At 66.9% G+C, this 24871-nt stretch carries 28 protein-coding genes; 17 read left to right on the forward strand and 11 right to left on the reverse strand.

The window, feature by feature from the left end:
- The first annotated feature begins 8 nt into the window (after positions 1-8).
- From MKCMC460_RS03120 to MKCMC460_RS03130, 3 genes are all read left to right on the forward strand, one after another.
- The gene (locus MKCMC460_RS03120; protein WP_236979948.1) at positions 9-1121 is read left to right on the forward strand and encodes an acyl-CoA desaturase; all 1113 of its coding nucleotides are present in this window, start codon (positions 9-11) and stop codon (positions 1119-1121) included.
- Between the two features lie 76 nt (positions 1122-1197).
- The gene (locus tag MKCMC460_RS03125; protein ID WP_236979950.1) at positions 1198-1722 is read left to right on the forward strand and encodes an SRPBCC family protein; all 525 of its coding nucleotides are present in this window, start codon (positions 1198-1200) and stop codon (positions 1720-1722) included.
- Positions 1722-2756, forward strand: coding sequence for an LLM class flavin-dependent oxidoreductase (locus MKCMC460_RS03130; protein ID WP_236979952.1), 1035 nt, complete (start codon positions 1722-1724; stop codon positions 2754-2756). Before MKCMC460_RS03125 ends, MKCMC460_RS03130 begins: the two co-directional genes overlap by 1 nt.
- Here the strand turns inward: MKCMC460_RS03130 and MKCMC460_RS03135 are convergent.
- Positions 2753-3382, reverse strand: a complete 630-nt coding sequence (locus MKCMC460_RS03135) for a TetR/AcrR family transcriptional regulator (RefSeq protein WP_236979954.1) — start codon at positions 3380-3382, stop codon at positions 2753-2755. The two genes, MKCMC460_RS03130 and MKCMC460_RS03135, sit on opposite strands and share 4 nt — an antisense overlap.
- Before the next feature lie 81 nt (positions 3383-3463).
- Here MKCMC460_RS03135 and MKCMC460_RS03140 point away from each other — a divergent pair, with 81 nt between their 5' ends.
- Complete coding sequence (locus tag MKCMC460_RS03140) at positions 3464-5134, forward strand: CocE/NonD family hydrolase (protein ID WP_236979961.1); 1671 nt, start codon at positions 3464-3466, stop codon at positions 5132-5134.
- Here MKCMC460_RS03140 and MKCMC460_RS03145 read toward each other — a convergent pair.
- Positions 5131-6243, reverse strand: coding sequence for a DUF1214 domain-containing protein (locus MKCMC460_RS03145; protein WP_236979963.1), 1113 nt, complete (start codon positions 6241-6243; stop codon positions 5131-5133). The two genes, MKCMC460_RS03140 and MKCMC460_RS03145, sit on opposite strands and share 4 nt — an antisense overlap.
- The gene (locus MKCMC460_RS03150; RefSeq protein ID WP_236979965.1) at positions 6240-6815 is read right to left on the reverse strand and encodes a TetR/AcrR family transcriptional regulator; all 576 of its coding nucleotides are present in this window, start codon (positions 6813-6815) and stop codon (positions 6240-6242) included. Before MKCMC460_RS03150 ends, MKCMC460_RS03145 begins: the two co-directional genes overlap by 4 nt.
- A 91-nt stretch (positions 6816-6906) precedes the next feature.
- On the opposite strand from MKCMC460_RS03150, the gene MKCMC460_RS03155 reads away from it, so the two are divergent.
- On the forward strand, positions 6907-8070 hold the full coding sequence (locus MKCMC460_RS03155; RefSeq protein WP_236984576.1) for a sulfotransferase: 1164 nt from the start codon (positions 6907-6909) through the stop codon (positions 8068-8070).
- Between the two features lie 18 nt (positions 8071-8088).
- Positions 8089-8973: an alpha/beta fold hydrolase gene (locus MKCMC460_RS03160; protein ID WP_236984578.1), complete on the forward strand. Its 885-nt coding sequence runs from the start codon at positions 8089-8091 to the stop codon at positions 8971-8973.
- Here the strand turns inward: MKCMC460_RS03160 and MKCMC460_RS03165 are convergent.
- From MKCMC460_RS03165 to MKCMC460_RS03175, 3 genes are read right to left on the reverse strand one after another with little or no spacing between them, the layout of a single operon-like run.
- Positions 8970-10013 (reverse strand): zinc-binding dehydrogenase, encoded by a 1044-nt coding sequence (locus MKCMC460_RS03165; protein ID WP_236979967.1) that lies wholly within the window; start codon positions 10011-10013, stop codon positions 8970-8972. The genes MKCMC460_RS03160 and MKCMC460_RS03165 overlap by 4 nt on opposite strands.
- 2 nt (positions 10014-10015) lie before the next feature.
- Positions 10016-10228, reverse strand: coding sequence for a molybdopterin-binding protein (locus tag MKCMC460_RS03170; RefSeq protein ID WP_236979969.1), 213 nt, complete (start codon positions 10226-10228; stop codon positions 10016-10018).
- A 58-nt stretch (positions 10229-10286) separates the two neighbouring features.
- Positions 10287-10874, reverse strand: a complete 588-nt coding sequence (locus MKCMC460_RS03175) for a TetR/AcrR family transcriptional regulator (RefSeq protein WP_236984579.1) — start codon at positions 10872-10874, stop codon at positions 10287-10289.
- A gap of 137 nt (positions 10875-11011) precedes the next feature.
- Here MKCMC460_RS03175 and MKCMC460_RS03180 point away from each other — a divergent pair, with 137 nt between their 5' ends.
- A complete protein-coding gene (locus tag MKCMC460_RS03180) occupies positions 11012-12352 on the forward strand; it encodes a cytochrome P450 (RefSeq protein ID WP_370653064.1) in 1341 nt (446 codons plus the stop codon).
- Between the two features lie 180 nt (positions 12353-12532).
- On the opposite strand, the gene msrA is transcribed toward MKCMC460_RS03180, so the two are convergent.
- Both msrA and MKCMC460_RS03190 read right to left on the reverse strand, forming a co-directional pair.
- Entirely contained in the window at positions 12533-13048 is a 516-nt protein-coding gene (msrA, locus tag MKCMC460_RS03185; RefSeq protein ID WP_236979971.1) for a peptide-methionine (S)-S-oxide reductase MsrA, read from the reverse strand.
- Between the two features lie 87 nt (positions 13049-13135).
- Positions 13136-14170: an LLM class flavin-dependent oxidoreductase gene (locus MKCMC460_RS03190; protein ID WP_236979973.1), complete on the reverse strand. Its 1035-nt coding sequence runs from the start codon at positions 14168-14170 to the stop codon at positions 13136-13138.
- 220 nt (positions 14171-14390) lie between these two features.
- Between MKCMC460_RS03190 and MKCMC460_RS03195 the strand changes: the two genes are divergently transcribed.
- Genes MKCMC460_RS03195 through MKCMC460_RS03210 form a run of 4 tightly spaced genes read left to right on the forward strand, consistent with a single transcriptional unit; the run spans position 14391 to position 17147 of the window.
- Positions 14391-14897 (forward strand): nuclear transport factor 2 family protein, encoded by a 507-nt coding sequence (locus tag MKCMC460_RS03195; RefSeq protein WP_236979975.1) that lies wholly within the window; start codon positions 14391-14393, stop codon positions 14895-14897.
- Positions 14894-15931 (forward strand): NAD-dependent epimerase/dehydratase family protein, encoded by a 1038-nt coding sequence (locus MKCMC460_RS03200; protein WP_236979977.1) that lies wholly within the window; start codon positions 14894-14896, stop codon positions 15929-15931. Before MKCMC460_RS03195 ends, MKCMC460_RS03200 begins: the two co-directional genes overlap by 4 nt.
- Positions 15932-15941: 10 nt before the next feature.
- A complete protein-coding gene (locus MKCMC460_RS03205) occupies positions 15942-16757 on the forward strand; it encodes a class I SAM-dependent methyltransferase (protein ID WP_236979979.1) in 816 nt (271 codons plus the stop codon).
- Positions 16758-16772: 15 nt separating this feature from the next.
- The gene (locus MKCMC460_RS03210; protein ID WP_238305305.1) at positions 16773-17147 is read left to right on the forward strand and encodes a DUF427 domain-containing protein; all 375 of its coding nucleotides are present in this window, start codon (positions 16773-16775) and stop codon (positions 17145-17147) included.
- Here MKCMC460_RS03210 and MKCMC460_RS03215 read toward each other — a convergent pair.
- Positions 17144-17527: a nuclear transport factor 2 family protein gene (locus MKCMC460_RS03215; protein ID WP_236984581.1), complete on the reverse strand. Its 384-nt coding sequence runs from the start codon at positions 17525-17527 to the stop codon at positions 17144-17146. The two genes, MKCMC460_RS03210 and MKCMC460_RS03215, sit on opposite strands and share 4 nt — an antisense overlap.
- 73 nt (positions 17528-17600) lie before the next feature.
- On the opposite strand from MKCMC460_RS03215, the gene MKCMC460_RS03220 reads away from it, so the two are divergent.
- Together MKCMC460_RS03220 and MKCMC460_RS03225 are read left to right on the forward strand one after the other, a co-directional pair.
- Complete coding sequence (locus MKCMC460_RS03220) at positions 17601-18509, forward strand: DNA-3-methyladenine glycosylase (protein ID WP_370653065.1); 909 nt, start codon at positions 17601-17603, stop codon at positions 18507-18509.
- 67 nt (positions 18510-18576) lie between these two features.
- Positions 18577-19125: a Dps family protein gene (locus MKCMC460_RS03225; protein ID WP_238305306.1), complete on the forward strand. Its 549-nt coding sequence runs from the start codon at positions 18577-18579 to the stop codon at positions 19123-19125.
- A gap of 12 nt (positions 19126-19137) precedes the next feature.
- Here MKCMC460_RS03225 and MKCMC460_RS03230 read toward each other — a convergent pair whose 3' ends face one another.
- The gene (locus MKCMC460_RS03230; protein WP_236979985.1) at positions 19138-19569 is read right to left on the reverse strand and encodes a PE family protein; all 432 of its coding nucleotides are present in this window, start codon (positions 19567-19569) and stop codon (positions 19138-19140) included.
- A 104-nt stretch (positions 19570-19673) separates the two neighbouring features.
- Positions 19674-21095: a chloride channel protein gene (locus tag MKCMC460_RS03235; protein WP_236979994.1), complete on the reverse strand. Its 1422-nt coding sequence runs from the start codon at positions 21093-21095 to the stop codon at positions 19674-19676.
- A 114-nt stretch (positions 21096-21209) separates the two neighbouring features.
- Between MKCMC460_RS03235 and MKCMC460_RS03240 the strand changes: the two genes are divergently transcribed.
- Genes MKCMC460_RS03240 through MKCMC460_RS03255 form a run of 4 tightly spaced genes read left to right on the forward strand, consistent with a single transcriptional unit; the run spans position 21210 to position 24765 of the window.
- On the forward strand, positions 21210-22181 hold the full coding sequence (locus tag MKCMC460_RS03240; protein ID WP_236979996.1) for a pirin family protein: 972 nt from the start codon (positions 21210-21212) through the stop codon (positions 22179-22181).
- 2 nt (positions 22182-22183) lie between these two features.
- Entirely contained in the window at positions 22184-22843 is a 660-nt protein-coding gene (locus MKCMC460_RS03245; RefSeq protein ID WP_236979998.1) for a TetR/AcrR family transcriptional regulator, read from the forward strand.
- A gap of 54 nt (positions 22844-22897) precedes the next feature.
- Complete coding sequence (locus MKCMC460_RS03250) at positions 22898-23827, forward strand: class I SAM-dependent methyltransferase (RefSeq protein ID WP_236979999.1); 930 nt, start codon at positions 22898-22900, stop codon at positions 23825-23827.
- Complete coding sequence (locus tag MKCMC460_RS03255; RefSeq protein WP_236980001.1) at positions 23824-24765, forward strand: class I SAM-dependent methyltransferase; 942 nt, start codon at positions 23824-23826, stop codon at positions 24763-24765. The genes MKCMC460_RS03250 and MKCMC460_RS03255 overlap by 4 nt, the downstream gene beginning before the upstream one ends.
- Positions 24766-24871: the final 106 nt, after the last annotated feature.

Consider the following 24871-nt stretch of genomic DNA (forward strand, 5'->3'; position numbering starts at 1 on the left):
CAAAAGCCATGACACAGAACAAGATCACCCTCACCAAGGAACAAGCCGACGAGTTCGGCCGCGAACTCGACGCCATCAAGGAACGGGTGATGGCCGACCTCGGCGAACAGGATGCGGAGTACATCCGCAAGGTCATCAAGGCGCAACGTGCCCTGGAGGTGGGCGGCCGCGCGCTGCTCTTCCTGCCGCCGGCGTGGCTGTTGGGCACCGGGATGCTGGGCATCGCGAAGATCATGGACAACATGGAGATCGGCCACAACATCATGCACGGCCAGTACGACTGGATGCGTGACCCGACGATCTCCGGCAACGACTTCGAGTGGGACACCGCCTGCCCGGCTGACCAGTGGCGGCACTCGCACAACTACATGCACCACACCCACACCAACATCGTCGGCATGGACCGCGACGTGGGCTACGGCATCCTGCGGATGAGCGAAGACCAGAAGTGGGAGCCGTACTTCCTGGGCAACCCGGTCTACGCGTTCCTGCTGATGGTGCTGTTCCAGTACGGCGTCGCGCTGCACGAGCTGGAAACCGAGCGGATTCGCTCCGGCGAGATCCGGCTGCGCGACAAGAAACAGACGCTCAAGGAGATCTGGGCCAAGACCCGCCGGCAGACCCTCAAGGACTACGTCGCGTTCCCGCTGCTGGCCGGCCCGTTCGCGCCGTTCGTGCTCAGCGGCAACCTGACCGCCAACCTGATGCGCAACGTGTGGTCGTACATGATCATCTTCTGCGGGCACTTTCCGGACGGCACCCAGGAGTTCACCGTCGAGGAGACCAAGGACGAGACCCGCGGCCAGTGGTACTTCCGCCAGGTGCTGGGCTCGGCGAACCTGACCGGCGGCAAGCTCTTCCACCTGCTGTCGGGCAACCTGTCGCACCAGATCGAGCACCACTTATTCCCCGACATGCCGGCCCGCCGCTACGCCGAGATTGCGCCCGAGGTGCAGGAGATCTGCGAGCGGTACGGAATCCCGTACAACAAGGGTCCGTTGCTGCGGCAGTTCGGCACGGTCGTGCGCAAGATCGTCCGGCTCAGTGTCCCGGACTCCTGGCTGCCGAACGCCAAGGCCAAGAAGTCCGGCAGCGTCGAACTGGAGCCGGTCGCTGCATGAAGACCCGCTGACCTACGACATTGACCTACGAAGCCCGGGGCTCGCGTTGTCGAAACCCCGGGCTTCGAGGTCTTTAATGGGTGGGGTGGAGTGGACCGGCGCGCGTTATGCGGACAACCCGACCGTGCAAGCCTCGACATGGATCGACGCCGATCCGCAGCGAGTGTGGGATCTGGTCTCCGACATCGAGCTGATGCCGACCCTGAGCAACGAACTGCAACGCGTCGAATGGCTCGACGGTGTGACCGGCCCGCGGGTCGGCGCCCGTTTCGTCGGCTACAACGAACACGACGCATTCGGCAAGTGGAGCAGCATCTCGCAGATCGTCTCGTGTGACCAACCACGCGAATTCAGTTGGGCGGTAGGCGAACCCGAATGCCCCGCCGCGACCTGGCGGTTCAGCCTGACACCGCAGGACGGCGGCACCACGCTGTCGTACTGGACGCAGCTGGGTCCGGGCCGCTCCGGATTGTCCACCGCGATCGACGCGATGCCCGACAAGGAACAGAAGATCGTGTTCGTGCGGCTGCGCGAGTTCGAAGCCGCCATCGACAAGACCCTGGCCGCGATCAAGAGGCTGGCCGAGCACGGGGTGCGCTGATGCGCACCGCCACGACGGTCGAGCTGTCGGTGGCGCCGGCCGAGACGGTGGAATTCGTGGTCGAGGCCGAAAAGCTGGGCCTGGACGTGTGCTGGGTCGCCGAGGCGTGGGGAGCCGACGCGGTTTCCGCACTGGGCTTCCTGGCGGCGCGCACCGAACGAATGCTGCTCGGCTCGGGCGTGCTGCAGGTCGGCACCCGCTCACCGGTGCTGGTCGCCCAGACCGCTATCACCTTGGCCAACCTGTCGTCGGGTCGGTTCCTGCTCGGCCTGGGCGCCTCGGGTCCGCAGGTGATCGAAGGGCTGCACGGCGTCTCGTTCGCGGGGCCGCTGGCGCGTGTCCGCGAAACCGTCGACATCATCCGCGAGGCGTTCGCGGGCGGCAAAATCTCCTACTCCGGCAAGGAGTTTCAGATACCCCGTCCGGGTGAGGCGAAGCCGATGCGGTTGTCGACCCGCACCGAGCACCCGATCCCGATCTATCTGGCCACCTTGTCACCGGCGATGCTGCGGCTGACCGGGCGGATCGCCGACGGCTGGCTGGGCACCAGTTTCGTGCCCGAAGGCGCCGGGCAGGCATATTTCGCCCACCTCGACGACGGCCTGGCCGCGGCCGGGCGGACCCGCGCGGATATCGACATCTGCCAGGGTGCCGAGGTCGCGTTCGCCCGCGATGAGGACGAACTACGGGGCATGGTCGCGGCACGCAAGACCGAGCTGGCCTTCAGCCTCGGCGGCATGGGGTCGGCGAGCACCAACTACTACAACCGGGCCTACAGCCGGCAGGGTTGGAGCGAGGTCGCCGAAGCGGTGCGGTCGCGTTGGCAGGCCGGCGACCGGTCGGGTGCGACCGCGCTGATCACCGACGAGATGGTATTGGCCACCACGCTGATCGGAACCGAAGCGATGGTGGTTGCGCGCCTTGCGGATTGGCGAGAGGCGGGCGTAAACACGGTGCGGCTGTACCCGGCGGGGGACACGCTCGACGCCAAGCTGGAGACCCTGGGCCGTGCGATCGAGCTGATCCGCGGCTAACGCAGGAGCGCGGCCCGCAGCGTCTGACGCATCCAGTTCTGAAACTGATCCAGTGTGTAACCGCGCCGCGCCACCAGCAGCTCATAACACTCCGGACTGACGATGGCCCATGCTGTGTCGACGGCCTCGCGGCGAGCGATGCCAGCGCGCAGCGCGCCGGCGGGGATGTTTCGCAGTGCTCTGTCGATCGTCGTTCGGCGCAGGGACTGCAACTCGTCCCAGTCGGCGGCAATCTCGGGATCCACCGCCGAGGCGTCCCGGTAGAGCTTCCACCCGATGGCTGCACGGTCGGCGATTTCGGCGACGAGCGCGGCGAGCTCGTCGACAACCTCCCGGGGTGGCTTGCCCGCGAAGCGTTCGACGACTGCACCGGGATCCTGTCCGCCGCCGGTGAGTCTGGACTCCAGGTAGGCACGCAGCAACGATCGCTTGTTGCCCCACGCCAGGTAGAGGGTTTGCACCGTGACACCGGCACGCTCGGCGATCCTGCTCACGGTGGCCGCCTGGTAGCCGCGCGCTTCGAACTCCTCCCCGGCGGCGATCAGCAACCTCCGGCGAGTCTCCTGGCGGGCCATGGCCCCGACCTGCTGTTGCCTGCTCACGGTGGCGGCGTCCTTTTCGACCATGGACACCAGCCTAGCTCATGGATTAGAGTGACCATCAAATGCATTAGAGTGGCACTTAAAAGCATGAAAGCAGAGGCAGAAATGGCAGTCAAAGATCGACCCTGGCGGCGGCCCGGCGAATTCGCCTACGCTCGCGGCAGGATCAAGGCCGCTCTCCGGCCCCCAGTGACCGTGACACCGGCGCCCGCGGACCTGGTCAAGGATCACGACGTCGCGGTTCCGATGGCCGACGGTGTTCGCCTTCGGGTCAACGTCTACCGTCCGGCCGGTGACGGGCCGTTCCCGGTCATCCTGTCCGCGCACCCCTACAACAAGGACGCGCTGCCCAAGAAGACCCGCAACGGCTGGTCGGTCAACGTGCAGTACCGGGTGATGAATCAGCCCGAGCCGCTGAGCTTGTCCAGCGAAACCAATTGGGAGGCGCCCGATCCGGTCTGGTGGACGCAGCACGGATACGCCGTGATCAATGCGGACACCCGGGGCGCGGGCAGCTCCGAGGGCGTGGGGTCGCTGTTCTCCGACCAGGAGGCCGACGACAACTACCAGCTGATCGAGTGGGCCGCATGTCAACCCTGGTGCACCGGCAGCGTGGGCATGCTGGGGGTGTCCTACCTTGCCATGTCGCAATACAAGGTGGCGGCGCTGAATCCGCCGAGCCTGAAGGCGATCTGCCCGTGGGAGGGGTTCGCCGACGCCTACCGGGACTTGATGACGCCCGGGGGTATCCCGGAGAATGGCTTCTCGCGAATCTGGCAGACCGTCACCAAGCGTCGGGCTCGGTTGAGCACCGATTTCGGTAAGCAGCGCCCACAGCACCCCCTGCGCGACGAGTGGTGGTCGTCCATCACACCCGACCTCCCGAAGATCACCGTCCCGATGCTGGTGTGCACCAGCTTTTCCGATAGCAACCTGCACAGCCGCGGATCGATGCGCGCCTTCCAAGAGGCTGGGTCCGCTGATCGCTTTGCCTACACGCACCGCGGGGCGAAATGGGCCGTCTTCTATGGCGAGGACGCGAAGCGAACCCAGCTCGCGTTCTTCGACCGCTACCTGCGCGGACTCGACGTGCCCGAGCCGCCGCGCGTGCGGCTGGAAGTACGCGAGAACCGGACGGACGTGGTCGCGGTGCGCAGCGAAAGCGAGTGGCCGCTCGCCCGCACGCAGTGGCAAGACTTGCACCTCGGCGACGGAGGTGCGCTATCCGAAATCGTTGCCCCCAAGGGCAATGCGACCTTCAGGGCTCGTCGCGGCGCAGTGGCCTTTACCCATGTGTTCTCCGAGGACACCGAGATAACCGGGCCGATGAGCCTGCAGCTGTGGGTATCGGCGCACGGCGCACCCGAGGCCGATGTCTTTGTCGGAGTGGAGAAATGGATCGGTTCGCGCTACGTTCCCTTCGAGGGCTCCTACGGCTATGGCCGCGACCGTGTCGCGTCGGGCCAGCTGCGGCTCTCGCTGCGCGAACCCGACGCGGCGGCGAGCCACCCGTATGAACCCGAGCACACGTTCCGCACCCGCATGCCGCTACAAGCCGACGACGTTGTGGCGGTGCAGATTCCGTTGTCAGCGTCGGCGACATTGTTCCGTGCCGGAGAGTCGCTGCGGTTGGTCATCGCCGGTCGCTACCCCCAACCGCGGAATCCATGGTTCGGGCACTTCCCGGCGCACTACCGGTCGAACCACCGTGGCAGGATCAGCATCCACTGGGGCGGCGAGCGTCAGTCGCTGCTCCGAATTCCGGTTGTCCGCTAAGACACGTCGGTCGGCGCGTCGATCGCCTTCACGAATTGCACCGCCGGCCGCTCCGGCACGCCATCGGCGAGGAACCATCGGAAGGCCAGGTTGCCCTGCGGGTAGCCCAGGGTCGTCAGCGAATTCGGGTGTGCAGTGCGCTCTTTGGCCAACACGACGGTCACCGAGCCGTCGGCGTTGGGTATCGCACTGTGGCAGTTGATCGAACAGCGAATGTCGGGTCCCTCCGACGCGCCGTAGGTGGCCATGAACTGGTTCCACACCACCAGATTCCAGAACCGGCACGCCGGCGGCCGGTGCGTGATCACCAGGGCCTCGTCGTCCTGGAGCACGAAACTGCCGTAGGCATAACACGCGTCGCGCGCCGACCAGCCGAAGTTGGCGTCGGGAACCTGGTAGGGATCGGCGAATTCATTTGCCGTGTAAGCCACTTCGTGCCCCAGCGCATGCTGGTCCTCAGCGCGGGTTCCCACCGCCAGCGGCACGATCGCGAACATGGTGCGCAGCCACGTGGTCACCGCCCGCAGCCGTTGCGCCGTCTCGGCGTCACCGTGCCGGATCGGGTCGGGATCGTCGAGCGCCGCGATGTTCCAGGTGACGGGGCGGCCGGTCGACGGGTCGGCCTGGTAGTCCCGCGTCATCAGTACCGCCGCGTCGGGTGTCGGCGGGAACTCGAAGCTGAAGTTGCCGTCGGCGTCGACGTCGAGGTCGGTGTCGCGGACGATCGAGACGACCCGGTCCGACCAGGCGCCGGGCGAGGGTTCGTTGTAGGCGGTCAGCGAGAAATACACGCTGTCACCCTTGTTGCCGCTGACCCGGTAGCGCCGTTGCGGATCGACCGGGCAGCAGTAGTAGTAGGCGTCGGTGTTGTCACCGCCCCAGCGGCGGTCGCGGCGGAACGGCGTGTTGACGGCGAAGAACTGCGGGCGGCCGGGTTCGGTGAACAAGTAGGTGTCCAGCGCGACGCCCAGCGTGGTGGCCAGCATGCGGTAGCCGTCGGCGATATGGCGGTCGTCGGTGACCGCCTTGTCGCCCTCGAGGAATCCGCGGTCCAGATCGCCGAGGGTGGCCAGCAGCTCTTTCCACGCCGTGGTGGATTCGTGTGTCATGTGCCGATTCCTTTCAGGAGCAATGTGGTGGTGCGATCGACCCAGGCGTCGTCGAGTTCGCTGATGCGGGTGAGTAGGGCGATCAACGTCAGACCGGCGATCGCCTCGGCCAGGTCGGTAGCCGACACGTCGGGGCGCACCTCGCCACGGGCGGCGGCGCTGTGCAGCCGCTCGGCCAGCCCGCCGGCGAAGAGGCCGGCGAATCGTTCCAGCAGCGCCGCATGCAATGTCGGGTCGGCGGCCATCTCGGCGATCAGGCCGGGCAGCGCCGCCGTGGCCGCCGGGGTGGTCAGTACGGCCGTGGTACGCCGCACCATCTCGCGCAGATCATCGGAAAGCGTTCCGGTGTGCGGGATTTCGGTGGCAACGCCGATCGGGAACACCGCCTCGTGCACCAGGTGCGCCTTACTGGGCCAGCGACGGTAAATCGCGGGCTTGCTGGTGCCGGCACGCTCGGCGATCGCCGAGACCAGCAGGCCGGGGTAACCGGTCTCGGCGAGCAGTTCGACCGTGGCGTTGAGCACCGCCGCGTCGATGCGCGGATCGCGGGGCCGACCCAGATCTAGAACCATTACGAAACCCACGGTAACATAAGTCGCCGTGACCCGCCTCGACGATCTGGAGCAGCCCCGGTTCAGCGCCGAGGCACAGCCGATCCTGGACATGATGGCCGGCATGGCCGCGAACTGTCCGCTGGATTCCGCCGCCCTGCACGCCCAAGCCAGCGCCGACACCGGCCTGTCCGACTTCGGCGCCGACGACTACCGCGAACGACTGGACGTCTACCTCGCCGCCCTGCGGGAGATCGACGGCCTGCACGACGCCGGGGTGGTCAACTTCTACGGCCAGCTGCTGCAGCTGCTCAAGAACCGGTTGCTGCTGACCGACCTGATGCGCCGGCACCCCGAGATCGACGACATCGAGCTGCACTCCCCGGTGGTCATCGCCGGCCTGCCGCGCACCGGCACCACCCACCTGCACAACCTGCTGGCGGCGGCGCCCACCTTTCGCACCATGCCGTACTGGGAGAGCAACGAGCCGTTTCCGTTGCCGTCCGAGGCCGGGGTCGAGCCCGATCCGCGGCGGGCCCGCATGGATGTCGCGGTCAGCGTGATCAACCTGGTGATGCCGCATTTCGCGCTGATGCACGAGATGACCACCGACCACGTGCACGAAGAGATCCAGCTGCTGGCCAACGACTTCTCCACCATGCTGTTCGAGACGCTGGGCCACGTGCCGCGCTGGCGGGACTACTACCAGAGCCACGACCAGACCCCGCATTACGAGTACCTGGCGCGCCAACTCAAGGCAATGCAGTTCCTGCGCGGCGGCCGGCGCTGGCTGCTCAAGTCTCCCCAACATCTCGAGCAGGTGCCGGTGCTCGATCGCGTATTCCCGGACAGCATCGTCGTTTTCACCCACCGCGACCCGGTGCCGGTGGCGCTGTCGATGATCGCCATGATCACCTACTCGGCGCGCATGCACCGCTCGCCGGTGCCGGTGCGGCAGATCGCGGACTACTGGATCGACCGCCTCGAGGCGATGCTGGGCGCGCTGGTCCGCGACCGCGACACGATCGGTCACGACCGGTCCATCGACATCCGGTTCGACACCTTCATGGCCGACGAACTCGGTGTCGCCAAACGGGTATACGCGCTGGCCGACGAGCCGTTCGACGACGACGTGCGCAGCGCCGTCGGTGCCTACCTGGCCGGCCACGAGCGGGGCCGGCTGGGCAGCGTCGAGACCTCCTGCGAGATGTTCGGGCTGGACGAAGAAGAACTGCGGGAGCGCTTTGCTCCCTACGTTGAGCGATTCCTGACCTGAGGACTAGGTTTGTCCAGCATGGTCACCATGCCCGAACTCGACGGCGTCGAACACCGCTACGTGGATCTCGGTGGCGGGGTCACCATCCATGTTGCCGACGCCGGTCCCGCCGACGGCCCGGCAGTGATGCTGGTGCACGGCTTTCCGCAGAACTGGTGGGAGTGGCACGCGCTGATCGGACCCCTGGCCGCCGACGGCTACCGTGTGCTCTGCCCCGACCTGCGCGGTGCCGGCTGGAGTTCGGCGCCGAACTCGCAGTACCTCAAGAGCGAGATGGCCGACGACCTGGCCGGCGTGCTGGACGCGTTGGGCATCGACAAGGTCAAGCTCGTCGCGCACGACTGGGGCGGACCTGTCGCGTTCATCATGATGCTGCGCCACCCGGAGAAGGTGACCGGGTTTTTCGGCTGCAACACGGCGGCGCCCTTCGTCAAACGCGATCTCGCGGCGCTGGGCAAGATCTGGCGGTTCTGGTATCAAATTCCAATGTCGTTGCCGCGGATTGGCCCGCGGCTGGTCAGCAGGCCCGGCTCGCTGTTTCTGCGCATCCTCGGGTCGTGGGTGGGCGGCGGCTATACGTTGCCCGACGACGAGGTGCAGATGTACAGCGAGTGCATGAACCAGCCCGGCCACGCCGAGGCCGGATCCCGTTGGTACCGCTCGTTTCAGACCAAGGAGTTGCTGCGCTGGTTGCGCGGCGAATACAGCGACGCCCGCGTCGACGTCCCGGTTCGCTGGCTGACCGGCACCGAGGATCCGGTGATGACCCCAGACGGCACCGACGGATATGAGGATCACATCAGCGATTTCGAGGTCGAGCTGGTTCCCGGTGTCGGTCATTGGATCGTCGATCAGCGGCCGGATCTGGTGCTGGACCGGGTCCGCGCGTTCCTGCTGCTCTAAGGGCGGACCAGGATCCGGATCGGGTTGCCGTCCTGACGCTCCAGCTTCTCGATGCCCTCATGAATGTCTTCGAGGGCTACCACTTCGCTGATGGAACGCGAAAGGTCAAGCCGCCCAAACGAAACCAGCTTGGCCAGGGTCTCGATGTCGACGTTCTGGTAGCCGAGGTGGCCCAGCACCTGTTTGCGGGTCAACCCGAACATGGCGGTCGGGCCGACGGTCGGTGACTCCGCACTCATGCCCACCCCGACCAGCCTGCCGCCGGCCGTCAGTGCGGCCAGCGCCTGCTCGAACGTGGCCTTGAGTCCGACGGCGTCGAACGCGACATCGAGCAACCGGCCGCCGGTGACCTCGGCGAGCTTGTCGGGCAGCGCGTCATCGCGGGTGTCGAACGCATAGTCCGCACCGATCTGCAGCGCCCGCTCCAATACCGCCGGGTTGATGTCCAGCGCGATCACCGGAACGGCCCCAACGAGTTTGGCGAGCTGGACGATATGCGTGCCCACACCGCCGACACCCCACACCCCGACCGATTCCCCGACGGCGACCTTGCCGGTGCGCACCACGGCACCGAACGGGGTGGAGACCGCGTCGGCCAGGATCGCGGCCTGTTCCAACGGAACGTTGTCCGGGACGCGGGTCAGACCCGCCGCCTGGGCCAGCGTGTATTCGGCCCACGCGCCGTCATAAGCGAAGGCCATCAACTGAATTCGCAAACAGTTCACCACGTCGCCGCGACGGCAGTTGGGGCAGCGCTGGCAGGGGCGGCCGGCGGCCACCACCACCCGGTCGCCCTCGGCCCAGCCCGTCACCCCGGGGCCGAGCTCGGCGATGGTGCCGGACGCTTCGTGCCCCTGGGTGACCACCGGCGCCTGGGCGGGAAAGGTTCCGTTGATCAGACTTAAATCCGAGTGGCAGATGCCGCAGAACGCAACCTTGACCAGGACTTCGCCGGGGCCGGGCCGTGGGATCGGAACATCTTCGAGCGCAACGGTTTTGGTGCCAGCATAGAACCGCTCGGCGCGCATGGTGGGCGCCATGGCTATTCGACGCCGATCGTCACTTCGGTGGACTTGACGAACACCGTCGCGGGCTGCCCGACCCGCAGGCCGAGTTCGACCGCGGCATCCTTGGTGATCGAAGAGGTGACGACCTGTTCGCCGCCGTCGAGGCGGACCTTGACGATCGCCATCACGGTGCCCAGGTCGACTTCGGTGATGGTTCCCTTGAGCTGGTTGCGGGTGGATAGGCGCATAGTCGGGCTCCTCCGATGATCGATGATCGGGACCGGTCGAGCCTAACTCCCGGCCTGCTCAGTGCCGGGGGCCCAATAGGGCTATCGAGGCGTCCACAGCCGGCTCGACGATTTCCCTGGGTGGCCTGCCGTCCTCGACGGCGAGGGCGACGAGTTCGCGCAGGCCGCCGACCAGGATTACCGCCAGCGGTTCGGTGAGCGGCGGCAAACCCGCGCGCTGGAAACCCGGGCTGCCGCTGAGACCGACGAGCAGATTGGTCAGCAATTCCAGGCTCTGGCGCTGCACCGGCCGGGCGACCTCGCCCAGGTAGGTGAACTCGCGGATCCAGCTCAACGTGATGGCGGGTCGGGACTCGATGTGACCGACGTAGCCTTCCACCGCCTGACGAATCTGGTGGTGCCAGTCGGCTTCGGGGTCGACTGCGGCCCGGATGTCTTGCGCCATCACCTGGATCTCGACTTGCAGCAGTTCCAGGAAGCACTGCTCCTTGCTCGGGAACTGGTCGTAGAAGGTGCGCTTGGAGGTGCGCGCGTGGCGCACGATGTCGGCCACGGTGGTGGCGCGATATCCGCGCTCCCCGATCGATGCCGCCAGGCCGTCGAGCAGTCGGAGCCTAAATGGGTCGGCGACGGTGCCGTCGGCCAGATCGGCACTGCCAGCCGCGACGGTCACCGGCGCCCCTTCTTGTCAGGTTTGGTACCACAGAGTACCGTACCTGCAATGCCCCGTGGTACGCCGTGGTACCACCGATGGATTCGGGCGGATTGGGAGCGCAGACACTAATGAGCACCGAAGCTGTGAGCGGCGTGGCAACCGCCCCCGCCGTGGCGGACCTCCGGCTGCCCCCGGCGGTCCGGGGGCCAAAGCTGTTGCAGGGCATCGGTTTCACCTTTCCGCGCCGTTGGTTCATGGAGCGCATGACACAGCGGCACGGCCCGGTCTTCATGGTGCGGATTCCGGTCTTCGGGAACGTGGTGGTGGTCGCCGACCCGCAGCTGGCCAAGCAGCTGTTCACCACCAGCCCCGAGGAGCTGGGCAACATCCAGCCCAACTTGAGCCGACTGTTCGGGTCGGGCTCGGTCTTCGCCCTCGACCGCGACGACCACCGTCGCCGCCGCCGCCTGCTGGCACCGCCCTTCCACGGCAAGGCGATGAAGAACTACGAGGCCGTCATCGAAGAGGAGACGTTGCGCGAGACGGCCAACTGGCCCGAAGGCCGGCCGTTCGAGACGCTGCCCTCGATGAACCGCATCACGCTCAACGCGATCCTGCGCGCGATTTTCGGCGCCGACGGAGCCGAACTCGACGAGCTGCGCCGCATCATCCCGCCCTGGGTCACCCTCGGTTCGAAGATGGCGCTGATGCCCCAGACCAAACGTAGCTACGGCCGTTTCAGCCCGTGGGGCCGGATGGCACGGTGGCGGCGACTGTACGACGATGTCATCGACAAGCTGATCGCTGACGAGCGCGCCGATCCGAACTTCGCCGACCGCACCGATGTGCTGGCATTGCTGCTGCGCAGCACGTACGACGACGGTACGGTCATGTCCCGCAAGGACATCGGGGACGAGCTGCTCACCCTGCTGGCCGCCGGTCACGAAACCACGGCGTCGACGTTGGCGTGGGCGTTCGAGCGGCTGACCCGGCACCCCGAGGTGTTGGCGGCGCTGGTCGCGGAGGCCGACGAGGGCGGCAGCGAGCTACGCCAGGCGACCATCTGGGAAGTCCAGCGGGTCGGCAACGTCATCGACTTCGCCGCCCGCAACGTCAACGTCCCGGTGTATCGGCTCGGCGAATGGACCATCCCGCAGGGGTATTCGGTTATGACGTGCATATCGCAGATCCACAAGAACCCGGCAGCGTTTCCCGACCCGGAGCGCTTCGACCCGCGCCGATTCATCGAGTCCAAGCCGTCGTCGTTCGCGTGGATACCGTTCGGCGGCGGCACCCGTCGCTGCGTGGGGGCTGCGTTCGCCAATATGGAGATGGACGTGGTGCTGCGAACCGTGCTGCGCGACTTCACCTTTGAAATCACAGACGCACCGGGTGAACGACCGTACAACCGTGGCGTCGCGTTCGTGCCGAAGAAGGGCGGCCGCGTCGTCGTGCACCGCCGCCGCTGAGTCCTTCGCGTGTGCGGCTACGGCATCGAGCGTGTATTCAGGGCTTTGCGCGTGAAGCTATGGCGTCGAAAGTGTATGTGGGGCGGGAAAATCGCTGAATTCTCGCCGCAGCTTCACTCGTAACGCCACAGCTGCACACCCAAGTCCGTCAGTTCACGCTGGATCTCGGGAAGACAGCGCCTACCGGCTGGCGTCGGCCCGTCGCGGCAGCTTCCACCCTGGCCGCACGAAGTGGCAGGTGTAGCCGTGCGGATAGCGCAGCAGGTAGTCCTGGTGCTCGGGCTCGGCCTCCCAGAAATCCCCGACCGGGCTGACCTCGGTCACCACCTTGCCCGGCCACAGCCCGGAGGCATCGACATCGGCGATGGTGTCCAGCGCGATCCGCTTCTGCTCCTCGTCGGTGTAGAAGATCGCTGATCGGTAGCTGGGGCCGCGGTCGTTGCCCTGCCGGTCCTTGGTGGTCGGGTCGTGGATCTGAAAGAAGAACTCCAGCAGTGTGCGGAAGTCGGTGACGCTCGGGTCGAAGATGATCTCGACGGCCTCGGCGTGCGTCCCGTGGTTGCGATACGTCGCGTTGGGAACGTCGCCACCGCTGTAGCCGACCCGCGTGGACACCACGCCGGGTTGCCTACGGATTAGATCTTGCATGCCCCAGAAGCAGCCGCCGGCGAGAACTGCTCGTTGTGTGCTAGTCATCTGTGGTCCTCTTCGCGCTCGGGAATCGTGGTCCACCTCATCGGCACAGCCAAGCCTAGCCGCGTTTGCGGTCTCGGGTTCGAGAGCTCACGCCCCCGCAGTCGCGGGAGCCAGAGCTGCCACCGTGTTGCGAAACGCGTCTTCGCTCGCGGCCGCCTCCAGCGGAGGTACGTAGGGCGTGTGCAGCACGATGTGGTCGAGCGCTCCTTCGAATTGCGCGATCTGCTCGCGACCTTCCTCGGGGGTTCCGCAGATCGCGAAGGTTTTGACCACGTTTTCTGGAATGTCGTCGAAAGCCGTTACTCCCTCGGTGAGCAGCTTGGTCAGTATCGCGTCGCGTTCCTCGGTGAGCCCCTCGAACTGAACCATCGGATCGGCGCCGGGAAAGCAGATGTAGTTCCCCACCTGAATGCGTGCTCGACGCATTGCCTCCGCACGATCCTCGGACACGCTGCAGATGACGAGCGCGGCGATCTCGACATCGCTGGGCGCGCGTCCGGCCGCCTCGGCGCCGGCCGCCACCTGCGGGCGATAGATCTCGTTGAAGTAGCGCGGAGTAGCCATGTAACCCAGTGCGCCGTCAGCGATCTCACCGGCCAGCCGCAGCATCCGGGGCCGCACGACCGACAGGAAGATCGGGATCTGCGGTCGAACCAGCTGCCGTACGCCCCAGGGGTTGAACGCCGGGCTGGCGGCTTTGTAGAACTTGCCTTCGTAGCTGAACGGCTCGCCGTCGCCGAGGTGCTTCCAGTGCGCCCGCATCACCTCGATGTACTCCCGGATGCGCGGCAGTGGGTGGGTGATGTCGGCGCCGTTGAACACATCGGTCCACATCGCGCCGCCGTTGGCCAGGCCGATGAGTGCGCGACCGTTGGTCAGTTCGTCGAGGTCGGCTGCGGCGTTGGCCATCGCGAACGGGCTGCGACTACAGGCGGTGGCGATGCCGGTCGCATGCCTGATCTGCGTCGTCGATCCCGCGCAGGTGGCGTGAATCATGAAGGGATTGCGGAAGAATTCGTAATCCCACAGCGAATCGAAGCCGGCGGCGTCGGCTATGGCAGCCAATTCGGTGAACTTGCCGTACGGCTGGTTCAGGATCGGCATCGAGATACCAACCTTCATGCTGCGCCTCCATTTCTCGTCATTGAGACGGTGCGTATCTAAAACCGAGCTGGCTCGAACATATCGCAAAGAATGCGACCGAACACGGGGGGCTGGGCTGGGCGCCGGGAGCCGGGGCCGCAGGCTGAGGACGCCGTGCCGGGGGAGGGCGACGCAGCAGCCCGCACCGGGTGCAGCGACGCCCTCGACAAACCTCAGTAGAACATGTTCTAGTTTTGGCGTGAGTAGTCCGGAATTCACCAAAGACGAACTGGCATCGGCCTTCGAGAAGTTCGAACACACCGTCGCCCGCGCGGCCGCGACACACGACTGGGACGCCTGGGTGCAGCACTACACCCCGGACGTCGAATACATCGAGCACGCGATGGGCACCATGCACGGGCGCGACGAGGTCCGCGCCTGGATCGAGCGCACGATGTCGACCTTCCCGGGCAGCTACATGGTGGAATTCCCGTCGCTGTGGTCGGTGATCGACGAGCCCACCGGCCGGGTGATCATGGAACTGGACAACCCGATGCGAGACCCCGGCGACGGCAGCGTGATCACCGCGACCAACATCTCGATCATCACCTATGCCGGTGACGGTCTGTGGCGCCGGCAGGAAGACATCTACAACCCGCTGCGCTTCCTACAGGCCGGGCTGAAATGGTGCAAAAAGGCCCAGGAGTGCGGCAACCTCGACGCCGAGGCCGCGGCCTGGATGAAGCGCAACGGCGGTGGCCGGTGAGCGGCAAGCCCAAGCTGGTCATCGGCGCCAACGGATTCCTGGGCTCCCACGTCACCCGCCTGCTGGTGCGAGACGGCCACCAGGTACGGGTGATGGTGCGCTCAGGCGCCAACACCCGATCCATCGACGACCTGGACGTGACCCGCTTTCACGGTGACGTCTTCGACACCGCGACCGTGCGCGCAGCCATGGACGGCGTTGACGACGTCTACTACTGCGTCGTTGACACCCGGGCGTGGCTGCAGGACCCGGCTCCGCTGTTCCGCACCAACGTCGAAGGGCTGCGCAACGTCCTGGATGTCGCCAAAGACGTCGCGAAAGACGGTGGGCTGCATCGATTTGTCTTCACCAGCACCTACGCGACGGTGGACCGCCGGCGCGGACACGTGGCCACCGAGGAAGACCGGATCCCGCCGCAGCGCCGGGTGAGTCCGTACGTGCGGTCCCGGGTGCAGGCCGAGGATCTGGTGCTGCGCTACGTCGCCGAACACGGCTTGCCCGCGGTGGCGATGTGCGTGTCGACGACCTACGGCGCCGGCGACTGGGGCCGCACCCCGCACGGCGCCTTCATCGCCGGCGCGGTCTTCGGCAAGCTGCCGTTCCTGATGCAGGGCATCCAGCTGGAGGTGGTGGGAGTCGACGACGCGGCGCGGGCAATGATCCTGGCTGCCGAGCGCGGTCGTAACGGTGAGAAGTACCTGATCTCCGAACGCATGATCCCGTTGACCGAGGTGGTCCGTATCGCGGCCGACGAGGCCGGGATGCCGCCGCCGAAATGGGCCATCCCGGTACCGGCGCTCTACGCCCTGGGCGGGCTGGGCAGCCTGCGCGCCAAGCTCACCGGCAAGGATGCCGAGCTCAGCCTGGAGTCGGTGCGGATGATGCGCGCCGAAGCTCCCGTCGACCACGGCAGGGCGGTACGGGAGCTGGGTTGGCAGCCCCGACCAGTGGAGGAGTCGATACGTGAGGCGGCCCGCTTCTGGGCGGCCATGCGCAAGACCAGCAAGGGTAGCCAGACCGCTCAAACGGAATAGGCTCGCGGCAATGGAACGTGTTCATGTCGACCTGGCCGGACCACCGCAGACCATGCTCGCGACGCTGTACGCCAAAGCTCTCGACGCCGACGCGCCGAAATCGATCCTGCACGACGACTTCGCGAAAGCCGCCGTCGCGCAAATCGATTACGACTGGCGGGCGACCACCATCACTCCACGGCGAGCCCCTTCGGTGGCCGTTCGCACCGCCCACTTCGACACCTGGACGCGCCAGTTTCTGGCCGCACACGAACACGCCACGGTGCTGCACGTCGGCTGCGGCCTGGACGCCCGGGTCTACCGGCTGGACCCCGGACCCGGCGTGCGGTGGTACGACGTGGACTACCCCGACGTCGTCGAACTTCGCAAACGCGTCTACCCCGCTCGCGACGGATACCGGATGCTGGCCGCGTCGGTGACCGAGCCGAGCTGGCTGGCCGAGGTGCCGGCCGACCGCCCCACTCTGTTCCTCGGTGAGGGCCTGACGATGTACCTGACCCAGGACGACGGGCTGGCGCTGCTGCGTCGTGTCGTGGACCGTTTTCCCTCCGGCGAACTGCAGTTCGACTCGTTCAACACGCTCGGGATCCGCACGCAGGTGACCAACGCCGTGGTCCGCCGCTCTGGGTCGACGCTGTACTGGGCGATCGACCGACCGTCGGACATATTGGACGCGGTTGCGGGAACTCGCCTGCTTGCGTGGGAATCAGTTTTCGACAGCGATACGTTCCACCAAGTGGCGCCGGTGGTTCGCTGGTTGGGCCGGGTGATGTCGTTGGTCCCGGCGATGCGGTACATGGCGCAGTATCACCGCTACGCATTCTGAGGAAGAAGGTCGACCATGAGCCACCCGGAAATCAAGGAGCCCAGTGCAGGACACCCGATCACCATCGAACCGACCGCGGCCCGGGTACAGGTCCGCGTCAACGGTGAACTGATCGCCGACACCACCGCGGCGCTGGGTCTGCAGGAGGCCACTTTGCCTCTGGTGCAATACATTCCGCTTGCCGACGTCGCGCAGGACCGGCTCCGCCGCTCCGACACCACCAGTTACTGCCCGTTCAAGGGTGAGGCCAGCTACTACAGCGTCACCACCGCCGCCGGCGACACCGTGCCGGATGCGATCTGGACCTACGAGCAGCCCTACCCCGCGGTCGCCGCGATCGCCGGGCACGTCGCCTTCTATCCGAACAAGGCCGACATCACGGTCGGCTAGGGAAACATCCGCGCGAACGACTGGGTGTCGCTGTATTCGCGCATCGAGGTGATCATGCCGTCCTGGGTGTCGAAAATGCAGACGAACGGGCTTTCGTATTTGTCCCCGGTGGGTCCGACGCCCTCGACCTGACCCTCGATCACCACCGTCTCGCCCTCGTTGACGCACCGCAGCAGGTCGATGTTGACCTCGAACACCTGCTTGCGCCGGTCGTTGGCGCGCCGCATGGCATCCTTGTCCAGCGTCGTGCGGCCGACGATGCTCCAGTAAGTGAAGTCGTCGCGCAGCAGCGCGAACCCCTCGTCGAGGTCTCCGCCCTCGCACAAGCTCTGCAGGAACATCCATGCCAGCTCGGCCTGCGGGTCGTCGAAAGGCGTCATCACCAGGCCATCCTGTAACGGGGCACAGTTGGCGGTCAATCGACGTGCCGTCGAACAAAGGAGACTCGAACCGGTGATCACACGCACCGTCACGTTTCCCGGCGCCGGGGGGTTCGGGCACACGTTGGCTCCGCTGCGCCGCGGCCGCGGCGACCCCTGCTTCCGGGTGCCCGGTGACGGCACGATCTGGCGCACCAGCCTGTTGCCGTCCGGGCCGGTCTCGGCGTGCATCGCCACGGTGTCCCGCGACACGGCACGATGTGCAGCGTGGGGCGACGGTGCGGCGGAATTCGTGGACGCGCTGCCCGCACTGCTGGGCGCTGACGACGACGCGTCCGGTTTCCGGCCGTACCACCCGACGATTGCCGCCGCCCACCGCAAGGTGCCCAACCTGCGGTTGGGTCGCACCGGCCAGGTGCTTGAAGCGCTCATCCCGGCCGTCATCGAGCAGCGGGTGCCGGGTGCCGATGCCTTCCGCTCCTGGCGGGTGTTGGTCACCAAATACGGCACACCGGCGCCCGGCCCGGCTCCGGACGGGATGCGGGTGCCGCCTTCGGCAGACGCGTGGCGGCACATCCCGTCCTGGGAGTTCCATCTCGCCAACGTCGACCCGGGCCGGGCGCAGACGGTGGTCGGCTGTGCGCGGCGGGCGTCGTCGCTGGAACGACTGGCCGCCATGCCGCCCGCCCAGGCTCGTGCGGCGCTGACGTCACTGCCGGGCATCGGGGCGTGGACGGCGGCCGAGACGGCGCAACGGGCTTTCGGGGATGCCGACGCCCTGTCCATCGGCGACTACCACATATGCAAGATGATCGGCTGGACATTGCTGGGTCACCCGGTTGACGACGCGAGAATGGTCGAGTTGCTCGAACCCATGCGTCCGCACCGGCACCGGGTGGTGCGGGTGCTCGAAGCCAGTGGCCTGGCCTACGAACCGCGCCGCGGTCCGCGGCTGCCGGTGCAGCACATTCACCGGCTGTGAGTGGTTAGCGCTCGGGTCATCGGGTACACGCGTCTGAGGACAGTAAGCGACTCTTTAGGGGAAACCGATGACGCAGTTCACCATTCCGGGGCTCACCGACAAGCAGGGCGCACGCCTCGCCGAACTACTGCAGCGCCAGCTGAGCACCTATAACGACCTACACCTGACGCTCAAGCACATTCACTGGAATGTGGTGGGCCCCAACTTCATCGGCGTGCACGAGATGATCGACCCGCAGGTGGAGGCGGTGCGCACGTTCGCCGACGATGTGGCCGAACGCATCGCCGCGTTGGGCGCCTCCCCCAAGGGCACGCCGAACGCCATCATCGAGGACCGGGACTGGGACGACTACTCGGTGGGCCGTGACACCGTCCAGGCCCACCTGGCCGCGCTGGACCTGGTCTACAACGGGGTGATCGAAGATGTTCGCAAGGCCATCGACGAGACCGACGAACTCGACCCGGTGACCCAGGACCTGTTGATCGGCCAGGCGGGTCAGCTGGAGAAGTTCCAGTGGTTCGTCCGGGCGCACTTGGAGAGTTCGGGCGGAAAACTCGACCACGAGGGCTCGACTACGGAAAAGGGTGCCGCGAAGTCGGCGCGCGGAAAAGGCTGATCCGGCGCGGGCCTATCCGGGGTGCCGCTGGTGCGGGAACCCGATCCGGAAAAGCACCGATTCGAACTGGTCTTCGACGTCTTCGACGACTTTTTCGATATACCCGACCGGTGACTTGACGAACTCTGCCGCGCTGGCTTGCACGGCGGCTATCGCCGCCTTCCCGCCGTTGTCGGCGCCTTTATAGGCCCATTCCGCGGCGGTGAGCGCGGCCGCGAATTGTTGCTGCAGCGCGGCCTGGAAGGAACTCAGGGCACCCTGCAACTGCTGGTTGTATTTTCCGAATACCGCCGCGACGGCCGTTGACACCTCGTCCGCGGCGGCCGCAGGGAGGGCGTTGAGATGGGAAGTGGCCTGATTGGCCGCAGTGATGCCGTTGCCGACTTGTTGGACCTGCCCGGCCGCGTCGAGCAGGGCCTGAGGTTCCACGGTGACGTGCGACATGAATATGCCTTCCGCACTTGGTGATTGGTGGAGGGGGATTGGTCGAAGGGTAATTGGTCGAAGTGAGGGGATGTTAGCCGAATTCGGACGCCGAATGCGGCATTTTACGAATCATTTGATTTACGCATGCGTTCGGCCGCGGCGACCTCGCGGTTCAACCGTTGCGCTTCGTAGATGGTGACGTTGGTGCGCGACATCAGCAGCGACGCGATGCCCACCGCGAGAATGGCTCCGGGAACCACGGAGAAAGACCCCGTCATCTCCGCAACCATGATCATGATCGCCAGTGGGGCGCGCGCGACGCTGCCGAAACACGCCATCATGCCGACCACCACGAAAATCCCCGGTTGATCGGGCACTCCGGGTAACGCCGCCAACTCGCCCAGTCGCCACGTGGCGCCCCCGACGAATGCGCCGATCACGATGCCGGGACCGAACAGGCCTCCCGATCCGCCGCTCCCGATGGACAGGCAGGTTGCCACGATCTTGGCGACCGGCAACGCGACGATGACCCACAGCGGGATGGCCAGCAGCGAAGAACGGTCGGCGGCCAGCTGCGCCCAGCCGTAGCCGCTGCTCAGGACCTGGGGGATCGCCAGGCCCAGCAGCCCGACCAGCAGCCCGCCCAGCGCGGGCTTGAGCACCGGGCCGCCCGGCAGGCGGCGCGCCAGCCTCGCCGAGACGTGGAAGGCGCGTGCGTAGAGATATCCGACGGCCGCCGCGATCACACCGATCACCACGAACCACAGCAGGGGCCAGGCCCGCTCGAAGCGGTACTCGGCATCGATGAAACCGAAGAGCGGATCGAAGCCCAGAAACGCACCGAGAATCGCGTACGCCGTTCCGGATGCGATGAACCCGGGCACCAGCGTGCTGTAGTCGAAGTCGTCCCGATAGACGATCGAGCCGGCCAGCACCGCTCCGCCCAGCGGCGCGGCAAAGATGGCGCCGATCCCCGCGCCGATACCGAGTGCCACGGCCACGCGTCCGTCGTCGTCGGACAGATGTAGCCGGCGAGTCAGCAGCGAGGCGAAACCGGCCGAAATTTGCGCGGTGGGACCCTCCCGGCCGCCGGATCCGCCCGAACCGATGGTCAGCGCGCTGGCGACCATCTTCACCAGCACCGCGCGGCCACGGATGGCCCGCGGGTTGGTGTGCACCGCCTCGATGGCTTCGTCGGTGCCGTGTCCGGTGGCTTCCGGGGCCAATCTGGCGACGATGAACGCCGACAGCAGCGCCCCGCCCGTCGTCACCAGCGGTATGGCCCAGGCCCGGACGAACCCGGCTGATCCGTGGCTGCCGCCCTCACCCACCGGGGTAGGGACGTGGTAGCCGGCCAGATCGCCGAGCAGGAACGCACCGGTGTACTTCAGGGCCTGGTAGAAGACGACCGCACCTAAGCCCGAGATAACACCGATTGTGGTGCCCAGCAGCAGCCATTTGGGCAGATAGTTCGCGTTGTGGATGGCGGCGCCGAACCGTCCGCCGGCGGATTCGGGCGGCGCCTCGCCAGGCTGGTCCGCCATGGTCGGCAGGCTATCAGCCGTTTCTGGGCGCCGGTGGCGCGTCGATCACGCCAGAGGAATATTCGGACCGCAGTCCGGTTATACCGGGCAAGCTGGAATAATCAGGAGGTAGAAATGCCCGCTATAACCGCAGACACGCTGAGCCTGCCCCGGGTGGTGCCGGCGGGACCGGCGGACACCGAGCGCCCGGTCCGGTCGGTGACGACCGGCCCCCGCGGCCACGAGGGATTGGGATTTCCGGTGGTCCGGGCCTTCGCCGGGGTGAGCGCCGCTGTGCTGGACCCCTTCGTGCATATGGATCAGATGGGCGAGGTGGACTACGAGCCGGGCGAACCGCGCGGCACCGACTGGCATCCGCACCGCGGCTTCGAGACGGTGACCTACATGATGGACGGGACCTTCGCCCATCAGGACTCGCATGGCGGTGGTGGGCTGATCGCCGACGGCGCAACCCAATGGATGACCGCCGGTTCGGGGGTACTGCACATCGAGACCCCGCCGGCCGAAATGGTGCGCAGCGGCGGCGTTTTCCACGGCATCCAGCTGTGGGTGAACCTGCCGAAGCGAGACAAGTTCGCGCCGCCTCGCTACCAGGCCATCGAGGGCACCGACACCAGGCTGCTGTCCTCCGGGGACGGCGGCGCGCTGGTCCGGATCATCGCCGGGGAGATCGACGGCAACCCCGGTCCGGGCGTCACCCACACCCCGATCACGATGGCCCACGCGACAGTGCAGAGCGGCGCTCGCCTGAACATCCCGTGGCGGCGCGACTTCAACGCCTTGGTGTACGTGCTGTCCGGGGAAGGGGCCGTTGGCCCGGTCGGTCATCCGATCAAGTCAGGGCAGTTGGCCGTCCTCGGCCCAGGCGACCGGATCACCGTGGCGGCGAAATCGGGCCGCGACACCCCCCTGGAGGTGCTGATCCTGGGTGGGCAGCCGATCCGCGAGCCGGTCTTTCACTACGGGCCGTTCGTGATGAACTCCAAGGCCGAAGTGATCGAGGCGCTCGAGGATTATCAAGCGGGCAAATTCGGCAGGATCCCGCCGAACGCGTTAATGCCGCACCGTGGCGGTGGCACACTCTAGGAATGCCGCAAACGGCTAGTCGCGGGCCTGGGCGGCCCCCCGCCGCGAAAGCTGACGAGACGCGCAAGCGCATTGTCGATGCTGCGCGTCAGGTGTTCAGCGAACGCGGCTACGAGGGGGCGACGTTCCAGGCCATCGCGACGCATGCCGATCTGACCCGGCCGGCGATCAACCACTACTTCGCCAGCAAGCGGGCGCTGTACACCGAAGTGGCCGACCGCACCAACGAACTGGTCGTCTGTGCCGGCATCGAGCGCGCGCGGGCCGAGTCGACCCTGATGGGCCGGCTCGGCGCGTTCATCATCGTCGCAATGGAAGTGGACTCCCAGCACCGTGGCACCGCTGCCTTCCTGGCCACCGCGGTGCTCGAGTCGCAGCGCCATCCCGAGTTGCGCCGAGTCGACAACGACGCGGTATGCACCACCCGGGACTTCCTGTGCTCGGCGGTCGGCGAGGCGGTTGCCAGCGGGGAACTCGCACCCGGCGTCGACGTCGGCGCGGTCAGTGAGGCGCTGCTGCTGGTGCTGTGCGGGGTGGGGTTCTATGCCGGCTTCGTGGGCAGCTACCAGGAGATCGAGAACATTCTCGCGACGTTGCGCCAGATGATCGCCGGCGGCTTGTGGAAGTCCAGTCCAGACGCGGCAGCGCCGGGCGCTCGGTGAGCTGCCGCACAAACCGTATAGGTTGCCTAACTTATTAGGTAGCATGGTCCGGACATGACTGATCTGGACTCCCGCGCGCTGCCCTCGTTACGAACCGCCGGCGACAGCTGGCACATCACCGAAAGCGTCGGCGCCACCGCACTGGCGGTGGCCGCGTCGCGCGCCGTGGAGTCGGCCGCAGCCAACCCCCTGGTCCGCGACGAATTCGCGCAGCTGCTGGTGGCCTCCGCCGGCCCGGCCTGGGCACGGCTGGCCGACCCCGCCATCGCCTGGCTCGACGGCGACGAGCACGGACGACGGTTGCACCGGGTCGGCTGCGATTACCAGGCGGTGCGGACCCACTACTTCGACGAGTACTTCAAAGCCGCCGGCCAGGCCGGCATCCGGCAGGTGGTGATTCTGGCCGCCGGCCTGGATTCGCGGGCCTACCGGCTGGAGTGGCCGGCGGGCACGCGCCTGTACGAGATCGACCAGCCCCAGGTGCTGGAATACAAGGCCGAGATCCTGGGTTCGTCCGGCGCGGTTGCCAAGACGGATCGGCACGCGGTCGCGGTAGACCTGCGCGACGACTGGCCGGCCGCGCTGAGCGCCGCTGGTTTCGACCCGGCCCGGCCCACCGCGTGGCTGGCCGAAGGTCTGCTCGCCTACCTGCCCAGCGACGCCCAGGACCGGCTCTTCCAGATGTGTACCGCGCTGAGCGCGCCGGGTAGCCGGATCGCCGTCGAAGCGTTCACCATGGTCGTCGGCGGGAACCGGCAACGCTGGGACCGGATGCGCGACCGGCTCGGTCTGGACGTGAACATCGGCGCCCTCACCTATCACGAGCCGGACCGATCGGATCCGGCGCAATGGCTCACCGACCACGGCTGGCAGGTCGACGCCGTGGCCAACCACCAGGAAATGGCCCGGCTGGGCCGCCCGGTGCCCGAAGACCTGGCCGGCGAGGCCATCACCAGCACCCTGATGCGAGGAGTACGCGAATGAGCACACTGCGCAGCCACGACGACACCTGGGACATCAGGACCAGCGTCGGCACCACCGCCGTGATGGTGGCCGCCGCGCGGGCCGTCGAGACCGAACAGCCCGACGCGCTGATCCGCGACCCATACGCCAAGCTGCTGGTGACCAACGCCAACGCGGGAGTGCTGTGGGAGGCCATGCTCGATCCGGCCGTCGCGGCCAGGGTCGAATCGCTGGACCCCGAGGCCGCCGCCATGGTCCAGCACATGCGCGGTTATCAGGCCGTCCGGACCAATTTCTTCGACACTTTCTTCGCCGACGCCGTCGCCGCCGGAATCCGGCAGGTGGTCATCCTGGCATCCGGCCTGGACTCGCGCGCCTACCGGCTGGACTGGCCGGCCGGGACCACGGTCTTCGAGATCGACCAGCCCCAGGTGCTCGAGTACAAGTCGGCGACCCTGGCCGAAAACGGGGTGGCGCCCTCGGCCGACCGCCGGGCGGTGGCCATCGACCTGCGTCAGGACTGGCCGGCGGCGCTGCGCGAGGCCGGTTTCGATCCGGCGGTTCCGACGGCGTGGCTGGCCGAGGGCCTGCTCATGTACCTGCCCGGCGAGGCGCAGGACCGGTTGTTCACCCAGGTCGGCGAGTTGAGCGCGCCGGGCAGCCGGGTCGCCGCCGAAACCGCCGCCAACCACGCCGACGAGCGCCGCCAGCAGATGAGGGAACGGTTCCGCCGGGTCGCCGAAGAGATCGGCCTGGAGGAGACGATCGACGTGGGCGAACTGATGTACCGCGACGAGAACCGCGCACCGCTGGCCGACTGGCTCAACGAGCACGGTTGGCGGGCCCAGGCGCAGAGCTCGGTCGACGAGATGCAGCGCATGGGCCGCTGGGTGGTCGACGTGCCGATGGCGGGCGACCGGGACGCCTTCTCCGATTTCGTGACGGCCGAGCGGCTGTAGTTCGTCTTTCCCCTTGCCGTCCTATTGCCGGCAAAGCCAGGTGGTTAGGATCGCGTCTATCACCCCTTTGGCGATCGCGCACCACGGCTGCGGGCACCTGGGGGAA

This window comes from Mycobacterium sp. 20KCMC460, from assembly GCF_022179425.1.
Lineage (GTDB): Bacteria > Actinomycetota > Actinomycetes > Mycobacteriales > Mycobacteriaceae > Mycobacterium > Mycobacterium kiyosense.

Excerpts from the sequence above, each read along its gene's own strand:
- MKCMC460_RS03120 (WP_236979948.1), top strand. The coding sequence starts at position 9 with ATGACACAGAACAAGATCACCCTCACCAAGGAACAAGCCGACGAGTTC.
- MKCMC460_RS03125 (WP_236979950.1), top strand. The coding sequence starts at position 1,198 with ATGGGTGGGGTGGAGTGGACCGGCGCGCGTTATGCGGACAACCCGACC.
- MKCMC460_RS03130 (WP_236979952.1), top strand. The coding sequence starts at position 1,722 with ATGCGCACCGCCACGACGGTCGAGCTGTCGGTGGCGCCGGCCGAGACG.
- MKCMC460_RS03135 (WP_236979954.1), bottom strand. The coding sequence starts at position 3,382 with ATGGTCGAAAAGGACGCCGCCACCGTGAGCAGGCAACAGCAGGTCGGG.
- MKCMC460_RS03140 (WP_236979961.1), top strand. The coding sequence starts at position 3,464 with ATGGCAGTCAAAGATCGACCCTGGCGGCGGCCCGGCGAATTCGCCTAC.
- MKCMC460_RS03145 (WP_236979963.1), bottom strand. The coding sequence starts at position 6,243 with ATGACACACGAATCCACCACGGCGTGGAAAGAGCTGCTGGCCACCCTC.
- MKCMC460_RS03150 (WP_236979965.1), bottom strand. The coding sequence starts at position 6,815 with ATGGTTCTAGATCTGGGTCGGCCCCGCGATCCGCGCATCGACGCGGCG.
- MKCMC460_RS03155 (WP_236984576.1), top strand. The coding sequence starts at position 6,907 with ATGATGGCCGGCATGGCCGCGAACTGTCCGCTGGATTCCGCCGCCCTG.
- MKCMC460_RS03160 (WP_236984578.1), top strand. The coding sequence starts at position 8,089 with ATGGTCACCATGCCCGAACTCGACGGCGTCGAACACCGCTACGTGGAT.
- MKCMC460_RS03165 (WP_236979967.1), bottom strand. The coding sequence starts at position 10,013 with ATGGCGCCCACCATGCGCGCCGAGCGGTTCTATGCTGGCACCAAAACC.
- MKCMC460_RS03170 (WP_236979969.1), bottom strand. The coding sequence starts at position 10,228 with ATGCGCCTATCCACCCGCAACCAGCTCAAGGGAACCATCACCGAAGTC.
- MKCMC460_RS03180 (WP_370653064.1), top strand. The coding sequence starts at position 11,012 with ATGAGCACCGAAGCTGTGAGCGGCGTGGCAACCGCCCCCGCCGTGGCG.
- msrA (WP_236979971.1), bottom strand. The coding sequence starts at position 13,048 with ATGACTAGCACACAACGAGCAGTTCTCGCCGGCGGCTGCTTCTGGGGC.
- MKCMC460_RS03190 (WP_236979973.1), bottom strand. The coding sequence starts at position 14,170 with ATGAAGGTTGGTATCTCGATGCCGATCCTGAACCAGCCGTACGGCAAG.
- MKCMC460_RS03205 (WP_236979979.1), top strand. The coding sequence starts at position 15,942 with ATGGAACGTGTTCATGTCGACCTGGCCGGACCACCGCAGACCATGCTC.
- MKCMC460_RS03210 (WP_238305305.1), top strand. The coding sequence starts at position 16,773 with ATGAGCCACCCGGAAATCAAGGAGCCCAGTGCAGGACACCCGATCACC.
- MKCMC460_RS03215 (WP_236984581.1), bottom strand. The coding sequence starts at position 17,527 with ATGACGCCTTTCGACGACCCGCAGGCCGAGCTGGCATGGATGTTCCTG.
- MKCMC460_RS03225 (WP_238305306.1), top strand. The coding sequence starts at position 18,577 with ATGACGCAGTTCACCATTCCGGGGCTCACCGACAAGCAGGGCGCACGC.
- MKCMC460_RS03230 (WP_236979985.1), bottom strand. The coding sequence starts at position 19,569 with ATGTCGCACGTCACCGTGGAACCTCAGGCCCTGCTCGACGCGGCCGGG.
- MKCMC460_RS03235 (WP_236979994.1), bottom strand. The coding sequence starts at position 21,095 with ATGGCGGACCAGCCTGGCGAGGCGCCGCCCGAATCCGCCGGCGGACGG.
- MKCMC460_RS03240 (WP_236979996.1), top strand. The coding sequence starts at position 21,210 with ATGCCCGCTATAACCGCAGACACGCTGAGCCTGCCCCGGGTGGTGCCG.
- MKCMC460_RS03245 (WP_236979998.1), top strand. The coding sequence starts at position 22,184 with ATGCCGCAAACGGCTAGTCGCGGGCCTGGGCGGCCCCCCGCCGCGAAA.
- MKCMC460_RS03250 (WP_236979999.1), top strand. The coding sequence starts at position 22,898 with ATGACTGATCTGGACTCCCGCGCGCTGCCCTCGTTACGAACCGCCGGC.
- MKCMC460_RS03255 (WP_236980001.1), top strand. The coding sequence starts at position 23,824 with ATGAGCACACTGCGCAGCCACGACGACACCTGGGACATCAGGACCAGC.